Origin of the sequence: Sedimentibacter sp. MB35-C1, assembly GCF_030913635.1 — a bacterium.
Lineage (GTDB): Bacteria > Bacillota > Clostridia > Tissierellales > Sedimentibacteraceae > Sedimentibacter.
Genome location: NZ_CP133188.1, coordinates 3,202,217 through 3,221,371, shown reverse-complemented (window position 1 = coordinate 3,221,371; position 19,155 = coordinate 3,202,217). Strand labels below are relative to the sequence as shown.

25 protein-coding genes and 1 pseudogene are annotated in these 19,155 nt (G+C 36.4%); 23 read left to right on the top strand and 3 right to left on the bottom strand.

Annotated elements, in window-relative coordinates; translation table 11 throughout:
• Window positions 1-16 precede the first annotated feature (16 nt).
• The 14 genes from RBQ61_RS15635 (at window position 17) to RBQ61_RS15570 (ending at window position 11,437) form a co-directional block, all read left to right on the top strand.
• Complete coding sequence (locus RBQ61_RS15635; protein ID WP_308138147.1) at window positions 17-379, top strand: zinc ribbon domain-containing protein; 363 nt, start codon at window positions 17-19, stop codon at window positions 377-379.
• A 36-nt stretch (window positions 380-415) separates the two neighbouring features.
• Complete coding sequence (locus RBQ61_RS15630) at window positions 416-565, top strand: hypothetical protein (RefSeq protein ID WP_308138146.1); 150 nt, start codon at window positions 416-418, stop codon at window positions 563-565.
• Window positions 566-1,433: 868 nt separating this feature from the next.
• Window positions 1,434-1,811 carry a type II toxin-antitoxin system PemK/MazF family toxin gene (locus RBQ61_RS15625; protein WP_308138145.1) on the top strand — a complete coding sequence of 126 codons (378 nt, stop codon included), beginning with the start codon at window positions 1,434-1,436 and terminating at the stop codon, window positions 1,809-1,811.
• 49 nt (window positions 1,812-1,860) lie between these two features.
• A complete protein-coding gene (locus RBQ61_RS15620) occupies window positions 1,861-2,022 on the top strand; it encodes an SHOCT domain-containing protein (RefSeq protein WP_308138144.1) in 162 nt (53 codons plus the stop codon).
• 80 nt (window positions 2,023-2,102) lie between these two features.
• Entirely contained in the window at window positions 2,103-3,773 is a 1,671-nt protein-coding gene (locus RBQ61_RS15615) for a recombinase family protein (protein WP_308138143.1), read from the top strand.
• Entirely contained in the window at window positions 3,718-4,641 is a 924-nt protein-coding gene (locus RBQ61_RS15610; RefSeq protein WP_308138142.1) for a recombinase family protein, read from the top strand. Before RBQ61_RS15615 ends, RBQ61_RS15610 begins: the two co-directional genes overlap by 56 nt.
• Window positions 4,628-6,274 (top strand): recombinase family protein, encoded by a 1,647-nt coding sequence (locus RBQ61_RS15605; protein WP_308138141.1) that lies wholly within the window; start codon window positions 4,628-4,630, stop codon window positions 6,272-6,274. Before RBQ61_RS15610 ends, RBQ61_RS15605 begins: the two co-directional genes overlap by 14 nt.
• A 319-nt stretch (window positions 6,275-6,593) precedes the next feature.
• Window positions 6,594-7,544, top strand: coding sequence for a hypothetical protein (locus RBQ61_RS15600; protein WP_308138140.1), 951 nt, complete (start codon window positions 6,594-6,596; stop codon window positions 7,542-7,544).
• A gap of 33 nt (window positions 7,545-7,577) precedes the next feature.
• Window positions 7,578-8,249, top strand: coding sequence for a hypothetical protein (locus RBQ61_RS15595; protein ID WP_308138139.1), 672 nt, complete (start codon window positions 7,578-7,580; stop codon window positions 8,247-8,249).
• A 16-nt stretch (window positions 8,250-8,265) separates the two neighbouring features.
• Complete coding sequence (locus RBQ61_RS15590) at window positions 8,266-8,499, top strand: hypothetical protein (RefSeq protein ID WP_308138138.1); 234 nt, start codon at window positions 8,266-8,268, stop codon at window positions 8,497-8,499.
• A 568-nt stretch (window positions 8,500-9,067) separates the two neighbouring features.
• The gene (locus RBQ61_RS15585; protein WP_308138137.1) at window positions 9,068-9,697 is read left to right on the top strand and encodes a TetR/AcrR family transcriptional regulator; all 630 of its coding nucleotides are present in this window, start codon (window positions 9,068-9,070) and stop codon (window positions 9,695-9,697) included.
• 15 nt (window positions 9,698-9,712) lie between these two features.
• Window positions 9,713-10,099 (top strand): FMN-binding protein, encoded by a 387-nt coding sequence (locus RBQ61_RS15580; RefSeq protein WP_308138136.1) that lies wholly within the window; start codon window positions 9,713-9,715, stop codon window positions 10,097-10,099.
• Window positions 10,100-10,156: 57 nt separating this feature from the next.
• On the top strand, window positions 10,157-10,690 hold the full coding sequence (locus RBQ61_RS15575) for a flavodoxin domain-containing protein (protein WP_308138135.1): 534 nt from the start codon (window positions 10,157-10,159) through the stop codon (window positions 10,688-10,690).
• Between the two features lie 267 nt (window positions 10,691-10,957).
• Window positions 10,958-11,437, top strand: coding sequence for a GNAT family N-acetyltransferase (locus RBQ61_RS15570; RefSeq protein ID WP_308138134.1), 480 nt, complete (start codon window positions 10,958-10,960; stop codon window positions 11,435-11,437).
• A 272-nt stretch (window positions 11,438-11,709) separates the two neighbouring features.
• Here RBQ61_RS15570 and RBQ61_RS15565 read toward each other — a convergent pair whose 3' ends face one another.
• Genes RBQ61_RS15565 through RBQ61_RS15555 form a run of 3 tightly spaced genes read right to left on the bottom strand, consistent with a single transcriptional unit; the run spans window position 11,710 to window position 12,573 of the window.
• Complete coding sequence (locus tag RBQ61_RS15565) at window positions 11,710-11,853, bottom strand: hypothetical protein (protein WP_308138133.1); 144 nt, start codon at window positions 11,851-11,853, stop codon at window positions 11,710-11,712.
• Window positions 11,850-12,464 carry a class I SAM-dependent methyltransferase gene (locus tag RBQ61_RS15560; RefSeq protein ID WP_308138132.1) on the bottom strand — a complete coding sequence of 205 codons (615 nt, stop codon included), beginning with the start codon at window positions 12,462-12,464 and terminating at the stop codon, window positions 11,850-11,852. The genes RBQ61_RS15565 and RBQ61_RS15560 overlap by 4 nt, the downstream gene beginning before the upstream one ends.
• 16 nt (window positions 12,465-12,480) lie before the next feature.
• Complete coding sequence (locus RBQ61_RS15555; RefSeq protein ID WP_308140130.1) at window positions 12,481-12,573, bottom strand: hypothetical protein; 93 nt, start codon at window positions 12,571-12,573, stop codon at window positions 12,481-12,483.
• A 273-nt stretch (window positions 12,574-12,846) separates the two neighbouring features.
• Between RBQ61_RS15555 and RBQ61_RS15550 the strand changes: the two genes are divergently transcribed.
• From RBQ61_RS15550 to RBQ61_RS15510, 9 genes and pseudogenes are all read left to right on the top strand, one after another.
• The gene (locus RBQ61_RS15550) at window positions 12,847-13,539 is read left to right on the top strand and encodes a Crp/Fnr family transcriptional regulator (RefSeq protein ID WP_308138131.1); all 693 of its coding nucleotides are present in this window, start codon (window positions 12,847-12,849) and stop codon (window positions 13,537-13,539) included.
• A 284-nt stretch (window positions 13,540-13,823) separates the two neighbouring features.
• Complete coding sequence (locus RBQ61_RS15545; protein ID WP_308138130.1) at window positions 13,824-14,486, top strand: Crp/Fnr family transcriptional regulator; 663 nt, start codon at window positions 13,824-13,826, stop codon at window positions 14,484-14,486.
• 175 nt (window positions 14,487-14,661) lie between these two features.
• The gene (locus RBQ61_RS15540; RefSeq protein ID WP_308138129.1) at window positions 14,662-15,159 is read left to right on the top strand and encodes an OsmC family protein; all 498 of its coding nucleotides are present in this window, start codon (window positions 14,662-14,664) and stop codon (window positions 15,157-15,159) included.
• Between the two features lie 247 nt (window positions 15,160-15,406).
• Window positions 15,407-15,550, top strand: a complete 144-nt coding sequence (locus RBQ61_RS15535; protein ID WP_308138128.1) for a hypothetical protein — start codon at window positions 15,407-15,409, stop codon at window positions 15,548-15,550.
• A gap of 83 nt (window positions 15,551-15,633) precedes the next feature.
• A complete protein-coding gene (locus tag RBQ61_RS15530) occupies window positions 15,634-16,614 on the top strand; it encodes a hypothetical protein (RefSeq protein WP_308138127.1) in 981 nt (326 codons plus the stop codon).
• Between the two features lie 142 nt (window positions 16,615-16,756).
• Window positions 16,757-17,499 (top strand): annotated as a pseudogene (rlmD, locus tag RBQ61_RS15525) (23S rRNA (uracil(1939)-C(5))-methyltransferase RlmD); the annotation flags it as partial.
• A 52-nt stretch (window positions 17,500-17,551) separates the two neighbouring features.
• Entirely contained in the window at window positions 17,552-17,677 is a 126-nt protein-coding gene (locus RBQ61_RS15520; RefSeq protein WP_308138126.1) for a hypothetical protein, read from the top strand.
• Window positions 17,678-17,813: 136 nt separating this feature from the next.
• Window positions 17,814-18,152 (top strand): recombinase family protein, encoded by a 339-nt coding sequence (locus RBQ61_RS15515; protein WP_308138125.1) that lies wholly within the window; start codon window positions 17,814-17,816, stop codon window positions 18,150-18,152.
• Window positions 18,153-18,337: 185 nt separating this feature from the next.
• Window positions 18,338-19,084 carry a recombinase family protein gene (locus RBQ61_RS15510; RefSeq protein ID WP_308138124.1) on the top strand — a complete coding sequence of 249 codons (747 nt, stop codon included), beginning with the start codon at window positions 18,338-18,340 and terminating at the stop codon, window positions 19,082-19,084.
• Window positions 19,085-19,155 lie beyond the last annotated feature (71 nt).

The following is a 19,155-nucleotide window of genomic DNA, read 5'->3' as shown; positions in this document are numbered from 1 at the left end:
AGAAGGAGGATCTGTAATGGAACAATTCAACACATTGCTGAAGGCGGCGGAATGCGCCGTAACACGCTGTAATAGCTGGAACTTTGCCACTTCCAATGATAGATACGACGTAAAAGGCTTGCTGGTGCTTGCTGAGACAAGCGACAGTGAAAATCCCATCGACGAGGACAGCTTTTATGTGGTATCGCCTGCCGGAGCCATCGGTTTATGCGAGGATGGCGAGGACATTGACTGGCTGTTTCTGACAGGCTCCAGTACAGATGAGGATTTACCCGCCACGCTTCAGACTGCTTCACAAATCAAATTCTGCTTGAAATGTGGAAACGGGGTTATTCTGGGCGCTCGCTTTTGCGGAGCCTGCGGCGTGAAACTTAATTAGAAACACGGAAGAACCGTTATAGACCAGAATAACGAAATGAATACAGCCAAATGCAAACCCATCAAAAGGTGGGACACAAAGCCTGCCCTCTCTCATGGGGGCGGGCTTTTGCGGTTTTTAAGGGATGATTCAGGCGACATAATACCAGCTTTTGCAACTCTCTGTGAAAAAAGGGTACTCCTATAAGCATTGTTTTCTGTTTTTATTTCTTTGCGAGAAAGACGGTGCAGTCCATATATACCGCCTTCTACCAATACAATTTTATATTGCTCTTATAAAAAAGTCAGTATTTTGCCAGGAGTGAAATACTAACTTTTTTTTCGCGAAGAAAACCTATGGAACGACCGTTTTCCAGAAACAGGGAAAAACAGTGTCAAACAGTAAACCATCAGCTACAGGAATCTTCACACTCGATTGAAACCAAAGATTGAAAAAATAAAAATATTTTTTGTAGACCCCCTCACGAAACCGGATTAGTAGTGAGGGGGTTATTTATACCCCAATTGTTCTTTGAAAACTTCATATCCGATAACCTAAATACTTTAGCTGACGGTGCTTTAAAAGGCAAAGCGACTTCCGAGGATGCGCCAAGACCACCTGTAGGATTTTAATGGGAAAATGAACCTACTATCTATCTTTTTTCTTTTCTGTTTTGTTAATTTCTTCCCATTTATAAACCTATCAAAGACGGCCAAATAAGGTGCTAAGCGGTACCCATCCGACGGTCAAACAGGCTGTAGCAGTCTGTTTCGCAATAATCCCGTCAGCCTATAATGATACTTCTGTCCAGTCACAGCCCCCCTTAAATGGGGGATCACGCAATGAGGGCAGTCGGCGGAGATCCCGGCGAGGGTGAAAGTCCCATGATGCGGTATAGCTAACCGCAGTTTAGGTTATTGCCATTAGTGCTTGGGAAGTAGTGTCGAATTAAGCACATAGAAAAAAACTTAATGTCAGAAGCCATGCAAACCGCTCTGTATACGTAAACAGAGTAATCACAAGCAGAGCGGTTTGTATTTTTGTGCCATTAAGCAGATAAAAGGAGGTGAACATTTTGCAGGAACAAAAAAGAATTATAAGACGTGGAGATGTTTTCTATGCTGATTTAAGTCCAGTTGTGGGCTGTGAGCAGGGTGGTATCCGACCCGTGCTTATTATACAGAATGATATAGGAAACCGTTACAGCCCCACGGTCATTGTCGTAGCTATAACCAGCAAGCTTAAAAAGGAGCTGCCCACTCATGTGGAAATTGGGTGTATGGAGCCGTTACAGAAAAATTCGGTGGTACTGCTGGAGCAGATACGCACTATTGATCGCATCCGGCTTTTGGAATACATAGGAAGCCTAAGTGAGTTGCGGATGAATTCAATTGACCAGGCATTGTCTCTTAGTTTAGGGCTAACAACGGCTAAAGTTATACGGACAAAATAATGCGGTTATGAAAAGGAAAAATCACATTAGATACAGGGAGGATATATTTATGTCAAAGGAACAAACAGCTAATGAAGTAAAATATAAAATCACATTGAAGTACTTGGGAATTCTGCTTCGTAACGGCCTAATAACCAATGAAGAATATGAAGAAATCGATGCTTTGAACCGCCAGACCTTTCTTCCCCAACTTGCAAAAGTATATGTGTAATAACAGTAGCTATTCTAAAACTTGTGTGGTAATGTGTGTTGCTAACAGAGGAAAAATCTGTTAGAAAGGAGGAAACGATCATGGCGGGCAAGCAGAAAAAAGTAAAAAAGATAACAAAAATAAACCCTGTAAAACCTCAGGTAATGATGCAGCTTCAGCCTACAAAACGCGTCTGCGCCTACTGCCGTGTCAGTACGGATTCCAGAGAACAACAGAATTCATTTATTGCACAGACAGCCTATTACGAAGAACTGATTAGCAAAAGAAGTGATTGGCAGTATGTCGGGGTTTATGCGGATGAAGCACGAAGTGGAACGAAGCTGCAAAAAAGAGATGACTTTTTGCGCATGATAAAAGATTGTGAAGCAGGAAAAATAGATATGATCATCACAAAATCGGTAACCCGCTTTGCAAGAAATACCGTTGACAGTATAAAGGCAATCCGTAAGCTAAAACTGCTTGGCATTGCAGTGTTTTTCGAGAAAGAAAATATCAACACCTTATTCGAAAGCAGTGAGATGCTCTTGACCATCTTAAGCTCTCTGGCACAAGGAGAGGCAGAAAGCATTTCAACCAACAATAAATGGGCAGCAATTAAACGGTTTCAAGACGGCAGCTTTAAAATAGGAACACCCGCCCTCGGATATATTAAAGATGGAGGGGGTGAGCTGGTTATTGATGAACAGGAGGCAGAAACCGTCCGCTATATTTTCAAACAGTATTTAAACGGCAAAGGCTCCTATGTTATTGCAAGGGAATTGACTGAGAAAGGAACACAAACCATTCGAGGCGCTGAAAAATGGTCAGATGGAGTGATAAAGGAAATTCTTCTTAACCCAATCTATACAGGAAACTTAATATTGCAAAAGACATTTACTACTGAGGTAATCCCCTTCAAGCGAAAAAGAAATAAGGGTGAGCTACCTCAGTATTTTATTTCTGAGAATCATGAACCCATCATCAGTGCGGAGGAAGCGGAAGCGGTTAAGGAAATTTATGAATACCGTCGTAAGCAGATGAAAACTGATACTACAAAATCGCTGAACAGATATGCTTACAGCAGTAAGATTATATGCGGGGAATGCGGAAAGGTGTTTAGAAGGCAGAAAATTTATATCGGGAAGACTTATGAGAAAGTGCAATGGTCTTGTATCCAGCATATCGAGGATAAAGAAAAATGCAGTATGGTAGCAATTAGGGAGGATATTATACAAGAAGCATTTACCCTGATGTGGAATAAGCTCTCCGGCAATTACCTGGAAATCCTTTCTCCCATGCTGGAATCTTTACGAAAGTTGCGTGCAGATGAACAGCAGGAAAAGGACATCAGAGAGTGTAATGAAAAAATAATGGAACTGTCGAAGCAGAGTCATATCTTAAGCGGTGTAGCTGCAAAGGGATATCTTGACTCTGCTATTTTTATAGAGAAACAGACTGCCCTGCAAATAGAGTTGGATGCCATGCGAAAAAAGAGGAAAGCCCTGCTTGATGACAGTGGGTTTGAAACAGAGATTTTTTATACTGAACAGCTTATAGGACTGTTGGAAAACAATCCGGGGATACAGGATACATACCGTGAGGATTTGTTTTTAGAAACAGTGGATCAGATTATTATAAAGGAAGGAAAGACTGTAACCTTCCGACTAAAGAATATGCTGGAATTTTCAGAAGCCTGTGGAAAGGAGGATAACAAAGATGCAAAGACATACACCGATAGGGTTCCGGATGCGAAACGGAAAGATATATGTTGAAGAAGAAAAAGCAAAGGTAGTAAGAAAGGTTTTTGTTGATTATCTTTCGGGGCTCTCTACCTATGCAATAGCAAAGGAACTTACAGCAAAGGGATTTCCAAATGCAAACAACAAACCATCCTGGAACCATGGCTCTGTCGGCAAGATTTTAGAAAACATAAAGTATTTGGGCGATGAGATGTATCCGCAGATGATAGAAACAGAAATTTTTGAACAGGTACAGAACCGAAGGCAAGAGCAACGTAAAAAACTCGGAAGGGTTATGCAGCCAAATAGCATGAACAATCAAAGCTCATCCAGTGGCAGACTTTGGTGCGGCGAGTGCGGAGAGGTATTCAGAAAATATATAGAGAATAGTGGCAAACCCTCTGAAAAAAGCAAATGGAAGTGCAAGCATTATATTTATAAAAACAGAGTTCGTTGCAACTGTGGGGTAATTACAGATGAACAGATCAAAGAAGTTTTTATTCTTGCGGTAAACAAGGTAATAAGAACTCCTTCTTTGCTGCAGAAAAAACAAAGAGAGATTCCAAAGTGTTATTCACCAGAATTTCGGAAGCTTGATCAAAAGATTAAAGACATGGAAGCAGACGAACAATTTTCCTCCAAAGAGCTGGCGACGATGATTTTCCAAAGGGCAGCACTCCTTTATCAAACTGCACAGGTGCATGACTACGAACATCATACGAAAAACATAATGCAAGCCCTTTCAGGCAGGGAACAGCAAACCGAATTTAATGAAGAATTATTTTTACAGACAGTCAAAAAACTGGTCATCTATAAAGATGGACGAGTTGAAATAGAATTTATTAATGGACTGATTGTCCATGAAACTTATAGAAAGGGGGATAAATATGCAAGCAGTTAAAAAGAAAAATGTATCTATCATACCTTCACAACCAGCATATGACAGGAGCATCAAGGTACAGTTAAAAGCATTAAGGGTTGCAGCTTACTGTAGAGTCAGCACTTTGCTGGAACAGCAGGAAAGCAGTTACGATGCTCAGATATCTTATTATACAGAGAAAATTCAGCAGAATCCAAACTGGAAACTGGCGGGCATTTACGCAGATGACGGGAAGTCTGCAACCAATATGAAAAAAAGAGATGACTTTAACTCCATGATTGATGACTGCATGGCAGGAAAAATCGACTTAATATTGACTAAATCAGTCAGCCGTTTTGCAAGAAATACAGTAGACTCCCTGCAAACCATAAGAAAACTGAAGGAGAAAAATATCGGCATCATTTTTGAAAAGGAAGGCATCAATACACTGGAGGCGACAGGCGAACTTTTAATCACCATCTTAAGCAGCCAAGCACAAGAAGAAAGCCGTAACTTAAGTGAAAACACACGCTGGGGAATCGCAAGAAAATATGAAAATGGTGTAGTGCTAGTCAATCACAAAAAGTTTTTAGGATACACAAAAGATGAGGATGGCGAGCTGGTCATCGTACCGGAACAAGCGAAGCTTGTCAGAAGAATCTATCGTCTTTATCTTGAGGGGCTTAGCACACAGCAGATAGCGAATACCTTTATGGAAGAAGGTATCAAGACAGTGACTGGAAAGGATAAATGGCATGATACTGTCATCGCAAAGATACTCCAGAACGAAAAATACATGGGCGATGTACTGCAACAAAAGACATATACGGTGGATTTTCTTACAAAAAAGAGGGTAAAAAATGACGGCATCGTGCCTCAGTATTATATTGAGGATAACCATGAAGCAATTATCCCAAAGGAGCTTTTTTACCAAGTGCAAGAAGAAAGAGCAAGGCGAGCAAGCCTTCATAAGCCGTCCATTGCCAGGCGAGCTAAAAAAGAAAAAAGTAAGTACAGTTCTAAATATGTACTCTCAGACATTCTTGTCTGCGGAGAATGCTCCCACCCTTATCGAAGGCAGACCTGGTCAAGGAATGGAAATCTTACTCCCGTGTGGCGATGTGAAAGCAGATTATTAAATGGAACAAAAAAATGCAAGCATTCCGCCACCTTGAAAGAAAAACCCCTACAGGAAGCAATTATGAAGGCTGTGGATAGTGTAGTTGAAAATCAAAGGGAGCTTGTAGGAGCATTCAGGGAGAATGTGATCCGGGTGATCGGTAACTACACAACAAAAAACATAAAAACAGAGTTTGATGAGGAAATTAACAAACTGCAAAAGCAGCTCCTTAACTTAATCGAAGAAAATGCAAAGCAAGGAGCCGTCAATGAAGATTTTGATGAGCAGTATAGAAAAATTGCAGAAGAAATACAATCCCTTAAGATGAAAAAATTAAAGCAGGCAAGGGAACAGAAGTTGGCCGATGATTATGAGCAAAGGGTGGATGGAATGGACTCTTGCCTTGGCAGGGTAAGCTGCAGGGTCGGAGAGTTTGATGAGAATTTAATCAGACGCTTGATACTTAGAATCAAGGTAATAAATGAATCCAAAATTGAAATCCACTTTAAATATGGCATCATTATGGAACAAGAAATTTCGTTTTATGAAGATTAATACGATGATGAAGGCCTTAATGGATGCTCCGGTGTGTAGAATTAGGCAGGGGTGGGGTTCCCACTCCTGCTGAAAACTACTAAGACTAAAATCCTCGGTCCGCTGAGGGTTTTACTGTTAGTAGTTTTTTCTTTACAAATAATACATCGAGATATGGTAATTATTGTGTTATAATTAATATGGAAATAGTGTAATAAGATTTATCCGTTATAGATTTCAATAAAGCAATTGCGGACATTATCTTTAGAATATTGATTTAATTTTAGTCAAATAAGTTGCGATAATTGTCATTACAGGTGCAAAACTATGAGGTGGAAAAATGGGATTATTTGATATATTCAAAAAGAAAACCAAAGAAAGGAGTTTAGTACCCACAGCACAGGAAGCGTTATTAAAGCAGACAGCTACTATACCTGATTCAGAGAAGAAATATTATCAGCCGGATTCCTATTATAAGGCAAAATCACACGATGGAACACCTTTTGAAAGTGAAGTAGTATCTTTTGAACAGAGGAAAAATACGTCTATTCCATCTAATAACGGATTGTACGTTCCTGAAATCTTGATGCTTCATTTTTGTAAGAAATATCCTAATCCCAAGGGAGGATACCCCGGGTATTGGTGGTATAAATATGGCATTCGGGATGTAGGTTCTGTTTATGAATCCTTAGTGGATCGTGGTTTCCTAATTATTAATGATAAAACAGGTAAATACGAGCTTACAAATCTCGGTAAAACTGAACTTGAAGAGAATGCATATGTACCGTATATGCACCGTCACAGCAAATATACTACATTTACCGTATGGGATTTGAATCAATTGTTAGGCACTGGCAATAAAAGCAATTATATGGAAATCATAGAGAAAAAACATGCTGATATTGATAACGGAAATGAAGATAGCAATAAGTCTTTCATGAAAGAATTGAAAGTGATTGATCCGGAAGGCTATAGGTTGTTGAAAAGTCAGGACAAGCAGATAAAAGCTGTTCAGGCTACTGATGAGAAGTATGCTGAAGATAAAGATATTGATTGGATTATCAACTTTTGGGAGGAAATATGGAAGGATGGTGGTCCCAAGTTTGAAGGCTCTGGATGGATGTTCAGGCTGCCGGATTTGTACATCAAGGCCAAAAGATATGATGATGCTATAGCCATTGTGCAAAAAATAAAGAAAACCAAGGGGTCTTACTATTCAAATAAGGCTAACAGCTATATTACCAAAATCGAGGAACGCAGAGCAAAGGAAGCTACAAAGAAAATTAAGTAATGTGGTGCAAGAAATAAAGGAGGTGTGCCGACTATGATGATAAGTCCAGAAAACTATTGTGAAGAGTATCTAAGAGAAAAGGATGCTAAGCAAATCTTATCCATTATCCGTGGATTAAAAAACGAAATGGGTCATTTAAAGAATATCATGGAACATCCGGATTATGGCACTGAGTCAAAAGTGTGCCCAAGTGAATCAGTCAGATTATCGTGCACCCGTGAATACCTTGAACGAGCAAAACAGGCACTTGTCGAAGTGGGCGGCACCTACAACCCTTCGCGAACGGAACTTCGCACATTGGATTTTATAAGCAATGTTAACCATATCAGCAAGTTTACATTTTCCATTGGAGGATTCTTCGGTGGATATAATACATACATTGCTGACTTATCTGGCAATGAACTAAAATTTGAATCAAAACAAGGAGAGGCTTCAACACCGATGAAGGTTTTCAATAAAGATGGTGAGCCTCTGACAAAGGAAAGTTTTCTCGAAGGAATTCGAAAGCTGCATATGGGAGAATGGAAGAGAAGCTATTCCCCGGAGCGTTTTGGCCACATGGTTTTAGACGGTACACAATGGGAAATTGAAATTGAATATGACAACGGACACAGGAAGGTTCGTTTTGATGGGGATAATTCTTATCCATACAATTTCTTCGATTTGCAGGCTTTGTTTGGTGTCGAGGAAGATTGTGAGAACTAGTTATTAATTTGAAACAGTGTCATCAATAAAGGTTAATAACGAGTTCGATGATTGTGATGAAATCAACGGAAGGGAGTGTGAGAAAATGCAAATGTGTGGGAACTGCATGAAAGTTTATGATGAATCTGAATATGCAAAATGCCCGTTTTGCTCTAATGACAAAGATGAATATACGCATGTTATAGTTTTTGATAAAGATGCTGGTGTGGCAAAATCAGTACCAAAGAAAGATGCACATCTTTATGAATGAACAATTAGTTGGTTGTATTAAAAACTGCTAAGACTAAAACCTTCAGTGCTCTGAGGGTTTTATTGTTGGCAGCTTTTATCTTTGTTAAATCAAATGTCAAAAACAAGAGTTGCCATGTTATAATTAGCAAAACTATTTTGTAAAAACAAGTGTTTAGCGCTGGAGTTATTGGAAATATACCCTGACGCCAAGGGGGTACCAGGCCCGATGGTCATCAGAATTGCAGCAACAAGGCACGTTGAGGTAGCTGTGTTGATAGAGAAGGAATAGATTGGAATTGCTGGTTTTTTAGAAGATTTTGATAAAAATATAGTGTGTTTTTATTCCCTTAGACTATAGGTTTAAGGGAATTTATCTTTAAAAACTATTGTGTACATAAAAGCAAGATTGCAAGGATGAGGATATTGGTTTTAATTAAGGAATCTCTCCTAGAGAAGTAGTAGAATGGGCTGACTAATGCTTTATACCTAATTTTTATTTTGACAATAATCATGTTAAGTGTTATATTTTAGTTATTGAACATCGTACAATAATTAAATGGTGTTAAACAAGAACAAGGAGTGAAACAATGACTATAGAAAAAAGAAGAGAACGAGAGGTAGAGGAAATGAAGGAGCTTATCCTTTCAGCAGCAAGTGACATCATAGCTTCTGAGGGATTTGATAAACTGTCGATTAGAAAAATTGCTAAAAAAATTGAATATTCTCCTTCTATAATTTATCATTATTTCGATGATAAGGAAGAAATATTGAATGTTGTAATGCAAAGAGGCTATAAAAAAATAGTATCAGCAGTATCTTCTATGAAAATAGAGAGTAGCACACCTGAAGAAAAATTAATAAAAATGACCCAAAATTATATAAAAGTAGCATTAAGTATGCCAGAAGAATTTATGGCAGCCCAGTTAAACCAATCAAAAGTGGCATTAAAACATACTTCTTTATTATTTGAAGGTGCCTCAAAAGAAAAGCCAGCTTTGTCCGCACTATACCAATGCTTAAAAGAAATATATAAGGATAAAGATGTAGATGAAAATACAATTGAATTGATCGCTCAAATGATTGTAGTATCGACCTTAGGTCTTATTTTCAAGATCATAATAGAAAAAGACATTGGTGATGAACAAAGAGATAATTTGATTAGCTTTTATTCAAATGAAATAGTATTAAGAATAGCTAATGGAAATACATTAAATTAGGAAGGGTGGAGAGAATTGAAGGGGATATTCAAAATAATAATTGCAATATTATGTGCATTTATACTGGTTTTTGCAAGTGGAATATTTTATCTATCTCGAGGACTTAGAGAGGGAAGGATTATTGAAGTAAACGGAATAAATATATCAGATCTAAATGATGGGGTATATAGTGGAAAATATAATGCTGGAAGATGGTCAAATCTGCTCAATGTTACAGTAAGGGACCATAAAATAACAAAAATTAATATAGAAGATGATGTTACTTTTGCAAAGTCTGATGTAAGTGTTGAGTTATTCAATAAAGTTATTGAAGCGCAAAATACTAAAGTAGATGCAATATCACAAGCCACAGTGACATCTAAAGCTTATCTTAAGTCAATAGAAAATGCATTAAATAATTAAAATTGGGACAATTAAATGAATGTATTAAGTAAATATAAAGATGAGGAGTGAAAATATATGAATAATATAGCTATAGTATATAAGTCTAAATATGGTAGTACTAAAAGGTATGCTCAGTGGATAGCTGAAGAAGCTAAAGCAGATTGTTTTGAATGCTCAGAAATAGAAGTTAAGAAACTAAAGGAGTATGATACTATTATTTATGGTGGTGGATTGTATGCAAGTGGAATTGCTGGAATTTCCATCATAACTAAAAACTTTGAAATTTTAAAAGATAAAAAAATAATAGTTTTTACTGTCGGGCTGGCTTCAACTGATAAAGAGGAGGTTTTTCTTCCCATTATAGAAAAAAACTTTTCAAAAGAGATGCGTGATAATATAAAGTTTTTTCATTTACGAGGTGGAATTAATTATAAGAAGTTAGGAATAATTCATAAATCCATGATGGCAATGCTGAAAATTATAATTTCTAAGAAGGGTTCTGATGAATTATCTGATGATGATAGAGAACTTTTAGCTACATACGGAAAAAAAGTAGATTTTACTGATAAAAATATGATAAAACCATTATTATCATTTTTGGAAAGTTAAAGATATTAATAAAACCTTAATTAATAACCTATATAAATATAAAACTTTCAGTACATTAGAATCAAAAATTATAAGTGACCAAAATGTGTATTGGTAGATATTGTAATGCAAAAATTATATCCCCCCTTGGCGGAAGGGTATATTTGTGAACTTAACTATGAATAAAACAGTGGCAAGAATTATTTCAAGAAGCTTGTATTACGGTTTTTAATTACATTACCAATGTTACAAATAAAATGAACCGATTGGAGAAGGAGATCATATGATATGTTTGTTTTGCGTAGATTAAAAAATGAAGATGTGGTTATTGTGAAAAAATGGCTTGAGAAAGAGTATGTTGCAAAATGGTTTGGTGATGAGTCTGAGTGGTTGTATGAAATCGAGCACCGGGAGGACGAATTTGATTTCATCAAACATTTTATTGTGGAGGAAGATGGTGTGCCGATTGGTTTCTGTCAGTACTACGATTGGAAGAAGGCGTTTAAGGAAGATTGTGAACCAGCAGGAACCTATGGAATTGACTATATGATTGGTGAAGAGCACCTCTTAGGAAAAGGTCTTGGGAAAAAATTAGTTAGACTGATATGTGATAAGCTAATTGAAGACCAACCTGATGCCATTCAGTTAGTCGCTGATCCAACAATCGAAGAAGAAAGAGTAAATGTAGCTTCAATTAAGGTATTGGAGACAAATGGATTTCGATACGACAAGGAGACAGAGATTTATAAAAAGCTGTTGATTGTTTAGGATTTGGTTTCACTTGATTGAATTTGTCATTACTGAAATGGGAGTATAAAATGACAAGCCCCTTAATTATTCAGCAAGATATTCAGCCTTTAAGGGGATACCAGGTCCTTACGCCATCATTTTTGTCACCTCAAGACACGTTGAGACGTGTGTACTTTTGTCCCACAAAAACCCACAAACATCTCCACCGTCTTTATAAACCGGAAAATTAAATAAAATTGACTTCAAAGGCAACTCTGCCTCGTCACATGGAAAAATCTATATTTCTTTGATTAACGAAGAAATATAGATTTTTTCTCTTCATCGCTGATTTTATCAACTCTTGCCTCGCCGCCGTTTTCATTCAGCTCCAATATTATTTTCAAATAGTTTTCCAAAGCAGGAGTAATTATCATTGTGATTACCCGTACTTTCATTGACTTAAAGCAAATATCACCATATAATTGGAGCCCAAATCAATATAATCTGTTTTTGAAAAACCAAACTTAACAAGGCCTTTTTCAAGCTCATTAGGTGAGATTCTAGCTTGTATAGGAGGGCCAAATGAACTATTTTCTTTCTTGCATTCAATAACAGCAAGTTTACCTCCTGACTTTAATACCCGCTTAACTTCAGCAAATAGGCGGTCAGTTTCTGTTTTAAAATCCATTATATGAAGTACAGTAGCAATCAAACAAACATCCATACTGTCATCAGAGAGGTTAATTTTCTTACGAATATCTGAAACCACGGGATGGATATTATGAATTCCCCGTGTCATAGCATCTTCGCAAATTTTATCTAACATTTCCTGCCATAGATCTACCGCATATATGTTTCCGGTTTCTCCGACTATTCCAGCCGCATGAATGGAATAATCTCCGGCACCACAACCTAAGTCTAAAAGTGTATCGCCTTGTTTTAGGGCTAATTTCTCAAATACAAGATCGCAATCCTGCATATGGAAGCTGCTGGGTCCACGGCGCGATCTGTTATTTCGGCAATGCTGCTCTTGTCTATGCCCGTTGTTGCAATTTTTACTATTCATTGATTTTTCCTCCTAATTAAAGATAGCTTTCTTTAGAGTCGATGATCTGAAATCGCATGCAGCTATCATCCAGCAATATGTGATGTACAAGTCCAAGCTTTTCAAACAGCTGCAGGGTACGGTAAACTGTTGCAAGCCCTATTCCGGGATAAGCTTTTTTTCATCCCGAATAATCTCGAGTATTGCCTTTCTCTGTGCTGTCAGCTTATATCCGTATGTATGAATAATTTTCTTGAATTCTATTGTATTGACGTCCAAAGCATTATCACCTCCAAACTACAATTGCGCATCATTTTACATTACATTTGTATTATAGTATACTAAATCCATATAAAGAGTATCTTGAGATACACTATTTGCAAAATTTATAAAGGAGATTAAAATGAATCATAAATTATTTGCACTTCAAAAATGTACTTTGTTTAAGAATAAGAGTTTTGATGAAATTGAAGCTTTGCTATTAAAAATCAATTTTAGGGAAGAAAATATAGCCGAAAATGAAATCATTTTTTCGCCTGTCCAAAATGCGAATAGAATAGGAATTTTACTTTCAGGAGCAGTGGATGTTCAGAAGATTTTCCCCAATGGCAAGGTGGTTATTATTGAAAGGAAAAGAGATTCTGAAGTGATTGGAGAATCTTCTATTTTTTCAAAATATGAATATTATCCTGATAATATCTGTGCATGTAAACCTACAAAAGTTTTATTTATAACAAAATCTGATTTACTGCGACTTTTTGCGCTTGATAGCCAATTTATGCTTAATTTTCTTGAATCGACTTCAAATTCAACATTGATGTTAAAACATAAAATCGGCATATTGTCATTAGATTCCATCCAGGAGAAGATCGCCGGATATTTGGTTCATTACCTTCAGCACGAAAGCGAGGACAAAAATACAAATATAGTTATACTTCCTTTCTCAAAAAAAGCTTGGGCGGAGTATATGGATGTCTCAAGAACTTCTCTATCAAGAGAACTGCGAAAGCTGGAAGCTCAAGGTATACTATCGTTTCAAAAAAGAACAATAACGGTAATGGATATTAACCGATTAAGTAAAATAATTTCTTTATAAATAGATAAAAAAAATGCAATAGCTTTAGCTCCAAATCCGTCGGTTTTGTTATTAGATGAACCTTTTAGTAATTTAGCTGGGAATTACAGGCTAAAATTAGGGAATAATTAAAAAGTATAATAAAACAAGCGGGTATCACATCTATTTTTGTCACCCATGATAGAGAAAAAGCAATTGCAAATAAAGTTGTTATCCTAAAAGCAGGACAAATAGATATAGTTTCCTGCTTTGAAGAAACAAACGAATTATATTTAAAAACAAATGAAATTTAAGGAGAATGCTAGATGAAATATGAAAATGAAGTTTTTCATAATAAAGTTGTTCAATTATTTTTAGAAAACAATTCTAATAAGTGGAAGAACAGTAGTAATGAATTGATTTTCAAAAAAGGTGAATATATTACTGTACCAGAGAAACTAGAGAATGACGTTTTTATTATCAAGGAAGGAAATGCAAGTAAATTTCATATTCATATAGATGGAAAAGAGTGTATTATTGGATTGTTGTGTGTTGGAGATTTTATAGGCTTAATGGATGTTTTTACTTTAAAGGAAAACAGAGAGTTTGTAAGAGCTTTGACAGATGTAACGGTTGTTGCAGTTTCTAAACAAGAAATTAGAAAGTTTGTTGAGGAAAATCCATCAGTAGCAATGGTTTTGCTGAATTATATCTCGGAAAAATATTTGGATATGGTTGAAATTTTGGAGCAAATCGGTTATGGAACAATTAAAAGCCGAATTGTCTTTTTATTAAAAAGTTTGAGTGATCCGCAGGAAGATGATAACGGGTGGCATCCCATTCCGGTTTCTATTGCGCATAAAGATATAGCTGGTATGATTGCTTCGACTCGAGAGACGGTAACAGCAACGCTTAATAAACTTTCGAAAGAGAAGGTAATCCGTCACCACGATGGTAGACTCTGGATTCAAATGCAGGAAGAAAATTGAAGTGTTATACATTATAATTGAGGTGTCATTGCTAACTGTCTTTATATTTAAGTTTATTCAGTATGATAGTAGCAAAAAAATTTAAATATTTACTTGAAATGTAAGCTGCATTACATACATAGGCAGCATCTAATGTTAAAATTTCAATTGTAAAAAACTTAGCTGTTGGAGGTATATGATAATGAATAACATAAATTTTAAGGCAATGGAACAAGTTGCAACTGGAATAAAAGAAAACCCAGAACTTGGATTGAAGAAATGGACTGCTCACCTTAAATGGAAAGATGGCACAGAAAATACAGTTTTTCTAAGAGATTTTGCGCCATTAGTCATTGATGAGCCAAGTCAACTAGGAGGTACGGATAAAGGGGCTAACCCAGTTGAGCACTTAATTGCAGCGGCCGTAAGTTGCTTTGCGATTACTTTTGAGGTTTTTGCTAGTAAGGCAGATATTAAACTTGAAGAAGTATCTGTAGACATTGAAGCGGATTTAAATGTAGCCGTATTTTTAGGAATAGAAGAAGGTGACCTTGGAATTTTGAATCCTGTTGTCAAATTAAAGGCTAGTACTTCTGCTTCTAAGGAGAAGGTACAAGAAATAGCAAATCTTGCTCTTTCAGCATCACCGGTTATCAAGAGTCTCAATACAGAAGTAGCATTAGTTATTGAATAATTTAACATTGAATTTCGAAAATTAATGCCTTTTTAAAATTCAAAGTTATGAGCATAAAGAGAAACCGAAAAGCTTCCGTAATAAAGGAGGAGAATCATTATTGCTGAATATAAAACTAAAGGGGTAGAACCTATTAATTATGAAGATGTTGCAAAGCATATATATGTGTTAAGCTATTATTTTCATAGAACATTTGGCTTAGTGACTGGTATTACAGCTAACGAATATTAGGAATAGAAGATTATCTATGGCTGGGCAGGAACTATCTAAATCTGATGAAAAGGTAATTGATGTCCAACAGGACCGTCCAACAGGGACGGTTCTTTTTGTCATTAACGAATGTCTAAAAATTATTGAAAAAAATTACCAATTTGATATAATAACAAAGTAGTGAATTATGGTAAATATAAGCATGCATTACATTGGTAAAGCGCTCAATGTCAAAAGTATATGAAAGAAAGGTAAATGAAATGAATGAAGAAGAAAATTAAGATTTCAATCAAAGCTATTTTATTAATGTTTGTAATTACTATAGTTGCTATAGGTATCTATATTTTATATTCATCTCTTCAGTTAACTAAAATCAATCCAGATTCCGATTCAAGTTTTAAATGGCCGTATTATCTATATATAAATAACAATGTTAAGAGACAGGCTTTGTCAGGTGAAAAGGTCAATATATTAGTACTTCCCAATAATAGTATGGGAGTTACGGATGATTTCAAAAAGGATGATTTTATGGCGAAATTTACTGCTATTTTTGGGAAGACAGTGTTTGGAGATTTGAATACAATCATTCTTGTACCCATATTTCCAAGGCCGATGGAGCATAACTTAATTTATACGCATGCTCTGGATAGAGATGTATTTACTACTGACGTTTCAGAATTATATAGATTGGATTTGCAATTATTAGCTATGATAGATGATGTGACAGAAATATATAAAAAAGATGGTTGGAATATTGAAAGTAAAGTGTTGATGTGGGGGTTTTCAGCCAGTGCTATGTATGTAAACAGGTTTTCAATCATTCATCCGGATAGAGTACAGGCTGTATCAATCGGTTCACCGGGGGGCTGGCCAATAGCTCCAAGTAAAACATGGGAAGGAAAAATATTGCGATATCCGGTAGGAATAGCTGATTTGGACATTTTAACTGGTGACAGTATAAATCTGGAAGGATATAAAAGAATACCTCAGTTGTTTTTCTTGGGCGATGAAGATACAAATGATTCTGTACCTTATGATGAAAGCTTTGATCAGGCAGACCAGGAACTGGTAAATGGTTTATTTGGCGATACTCCTGTGGCACGGTGGGGCATAGCGGAGAGTATTTATGAAAGTATTGATGCGAATGTACAATTTAGATTGTATAAAAAAGTTGGTCATAGGCCAACGCTTAAATCAATCATTGAAACAAAGGACTTGTTTAGAAAAGTAATGAATATGGAGTAATTCTTATCTATCTATGTCTTCATAAGCCTATAAATTGATGCTCCGCCAAGGAATCATTAGTTTTAAGAGGCATCATTATCTCCCGCTCAACACATGTAGAGACGGTAGTATTGATAACAAGGTTAGGTAAATAGCGGGGCTGAAAATAATGGTTGTGTTGGTGCTTGCCTCACACATATTCCCTTCAAAGAACAATTTTATCAAAGCGCTCTTAAAAAAACATCCTGAAATTACAACAATAGTAATGAATGTTAACAATAAAAAAACAAGCATGGTATTGGGAGAAAGAGAACAGGTACTGTACGGCAGAGGATTCATAGAGGATACTCTGTGCGGAAAAGTTTTTAGAATTTCCCCAAAATCATTTTACCAGATTAATCCCGTCCAGACAGAAATTCTTTATGGAAAGGCAATCGAGCTTGCGGAGCTTAAGGGAAGTGAAACTGTAATAGAAGCCTATTGCGGAATAGGCACAATCGGAATAATTGCAGGAGACCATGTAAAAAAAGTACTTGGAGTCGAACTTAACAGAGATGCTTTCAAGGAAGCTATAACAAATGCAAAAAGAAATAAATCAAAAAATATATATTTTTCTACAACTGTGACGCCGGCGAATTTATGAATCAGATGGCCAGCGAAAAGCAATCAGCAGACGTTGTATTCCTAGATCCTCCAAGGTCAGGTAGCACGGAGCAGTTTTTAGATTCGATGATTTCAATCAATCCCAAAAAGATAGTCTATATTTCCTGCAACCCCGTCACATTAGAAAGAGATTTAGCCTATTTCACAAAAAGGGGCTATGAAGCAAAGACAGCAGTACCTGTTGATATGTTCCCGGGTACTGGGCATACAGAGGTTGTAGTCCTGTTGCAGCAGAAAGTATAATACAAAAGAGATGAGTATGTGCGATATCAAGAAGTTAAAATGGGAGAAAATATTGAAAAATAGTATACAATGCGAATGCTGCGGTGATATCATTGAATCGAAAACTGTGCATGATTTTGTAACGTGTTCTTGTGGCAGATGCAGTGTAGACGGAGGAATATTTATGCCGATCCGCTGAGAAAGGCAGTTATGTTGATTTATCAATAGTTGAAAATGAATAAAGATTACTTTGAGGCGTAAGAGTTTTTTACTTTTACGCCATTTCTATATTATTAAGTCACTAAAAAGATTTGAATGTGAAGGAGGATATGATTTTGAAAAAGATTACGTTTATTCCCGCAAGAAGCTCTTTAAAGAATATCGGAAAACTAAAGGTTACGGCATATTGCAGGGTCAGTACCGAGCGTGAAAGTCAGCGAAGCAGTATAGACATTCAAATCAGGTATTATACCGATTTGATTCAAAAGAATTCTGAATGGGAACTTTCAGGCGTGTTTTATAATTATGAAAGTGGGCTTAAAAAAGAGAAACGGAATGGTTTGGATACTATGCTTAAGAAGGCATATCGTGGTGAAATTGATTATATCATTACCAAGTCTATCAGCAGATTGTCCAGAAATGTGTTAGATACGTTAACTATTAACCGAAGTTAAAAGCAAAAGGTATAAATATATATTTTGAAAAGGAAGATTTAAATTCACTTGAAGCAGAAAAAGAAATAGATATTGCATTTAATGGAGTTTTAGCACAGGAAGAGAGCAGGAATTTAAGCGAAAAGGTTCAATGGGGATACAAACGCAAATTTGAAAGCGGGGATGACTTTGTAGGCAAAATACCTATGGGCTACAAGCGTGACAATGATGAATGGATGATCGTGCCGGAAGAAGCCTATATGATGAAGAAAATCTATCAGTTGTATTTGGAAGGCAGCACACTGCAACAAATAAAAGAGTATCTGGAAGAACATCAGATTAAAACTGCTACAGGGAAAGAAGCATGGGCAACAGCTGTTATTCAAAAGATACTGAAGAATGAGAAATATAAGGGTGATTCTTTATTACAGAAGACCTATACGGAAGATTTTATAACAGGAAGCAAAAGCAAAAATGCTGGTCAAAGAGAACGTAACTATATAAAGAATAGTCATCCGGCTATTATTACTGCCGAAGTATTTGATAAGGTTCAGGAAGAAATGTCTAGACGCGCAAGGCTAGTCCGTAAAGAAGATGGCACAATGGAATCCAGCACCAGCAAATATAATGGCAAATATCTTTTGGGAAATTTGCTTGTGTGTGGTGATTGCGGGGCATCTTACCGGAGGCGAACGGAAAGAGGTAAGGTAGTTTGGAGATGTTCTACAAGAATTGAGAAAGGGAAAGAAATGTGTGCTGATTCTCCCACATTGAATGAGGAGTGGATTCAGAAAGCTTTAGGCGAAATAGTTTGTGAGAATAGCACATATAATGAAGGGATAGTTAGAAATAATGTCGTAAAGATTTTGATTTTTAATGAGCATTTAGAAATATGTTGCAGGAATGAAAACAAACACAGCATCAAATGTTCTGTAGATATGTGTCTGAAATAATATTTTAATGTTGAAATGAAACAGGAAAAGTTATACAATTAGAATAACAATGTTGTTTATAATGTTATTCT

What these genes read in the sequence shown, in the direction of transcription:
- RBQ61_RS15595 (WP_308138139.1), top strand. Translation starts at nt 7,578, where the DNA reads ATGATGATAAGTCCAGAAAACTATTGTGAAGAGTATCTAAGAGAAAAG.
- RBQ61_RS15600 (WP_308138140.1), top strand. Translation starts at nt 6,594, where the DNA reads ATGGGATTATTTGATATATTCAAAAAGAAAACCAAAGAAAGGAGTTTA.
- RBQ61_RS15550 (WP_308138131.1), top strand. Translation starts at nt 12,847, where the DNA reads ATGAATCATAAATTATTTGCACTTCAAAAATGTACTTTGTTTAAGAAT.
- RBQ61_RS15540 (WP_308138129.1), top strand. Translation starts at nt 14,662, where the DNA reads ATGATAATGAATAACATAAATTTTAAGGCAATGGAACAAGTTGCAACT.
- RBQ61_RS15535 (WP_308138128.1), top strand. Translation starts at nt 15,407, where the DNA reads ATGGCTGGGCAGGAACTATCTAAATCTGATGAAAAGGTAATTGATGTC.
- RBQ61_RS15630 (WP_308138146.1), top strand. Translation starts at nt 416, where the DNA reads ATGAATACAGCCAAATGCAAACCCATCAAAAGGTGGGACACAAAGCCT.
- RBQ61_RS15530 (WP_308138127.1), top strand. Translation starts at nt 15,634, where the DNA reads ATGAAGAAGAAAATTAAGATTTCAATCAAAGCTATTTTATTAATGTTT.
- RBQ61_RS15575 (WP_308138135.1), top strand. Translation starts at nt 10,157, where the DNA reads ATGAATAATATAGCTATAGTATATAAGTCTAAATATGGTAGTACTAAA.
- RBQ61_RS15570 (WP_308138134.1), top strand. Translation starts at nt 10,958, where the DNA reads ATGTTTGTTTTGCGTAGATTAAAAAATGAAGATGTGGTTATTGTGAAA.
- RBQ61_RS15610 (WP_308138142.1), top strand. Translation starts at nt 3,718, where the DNA reads ATGCAAAGACATACACCGATAGGGTTCCGGATGCGAAACGGAAAGATA.
- RBQ61_RS15560 (WP_308138132.1), bottom strand. Translation starts at nt 12,464, where the DNA reads ATGAATAGTAAAAATTGCAACAACGGGCATAGACAAGAGCAGCATTGC.
- RBQ61_RS15615 (WP_308138143.1), top strand. Translation starts at nt 2,103, where the DNA reads ATGGCGGGCAAGCAGAAAAAAGTAAAAAAGATAACAAAAATAAACCCT.
- RBQ61_RS15635 (WP_308138147.1), top strand. Translation starts at nt 17, where the DNA reads ATGGAACAATTCAACACATTGCTGAAGGCGGCGGAATGCGCCGTAACA.
- RBQ61_RS15585 (WP_308138137.1), top strand. Translation starts at nt 9,068, where the DNA reads ATGACTATAGAAAAAAGAAGAGAACGAGAGGTAGAGGAAATGAAGGAG.
- RBQ61_RS15545 (WP_308138130.1), top strand. Translation starts at nt 13,824, where the DNA reads ATGAAATATGAAAATGAAGTTTTTCATAATAAAGTTGTTCAATTATTT.
- RBQ61_RS15605 (WP_308138141.1), top strand. Translation starts at nt 4,628, where the DNA reads ATGCAAGCAGTTAAAAAGAAAAATGTATCTATCATACCTTCACAACCA.
- RBQ61_RS15565 (WP_308138133.1), bottom strand. Translation starts at nt 11,853, where the DNA reads ATGAAAGTACGGGTAATCACAATGATAATTACTCCTGCTTTGGAAAAC.
- RBQ61_RS15620 (WP_308138144.1), top strand. Translation starts at nt 1,861, where the DNA reads ATGTCAAAGGAACAAACAGCTAATGAAGTAAAATATAAAATCACATTG.
- RBQ61_RS15510 (WP_308138124.1), top strand. Translation starts at nt 18,338, where the DNA reads ATGGGCTACAAGCGTGACAATGATGAATGGATGATCGTGCCGGAAGAA.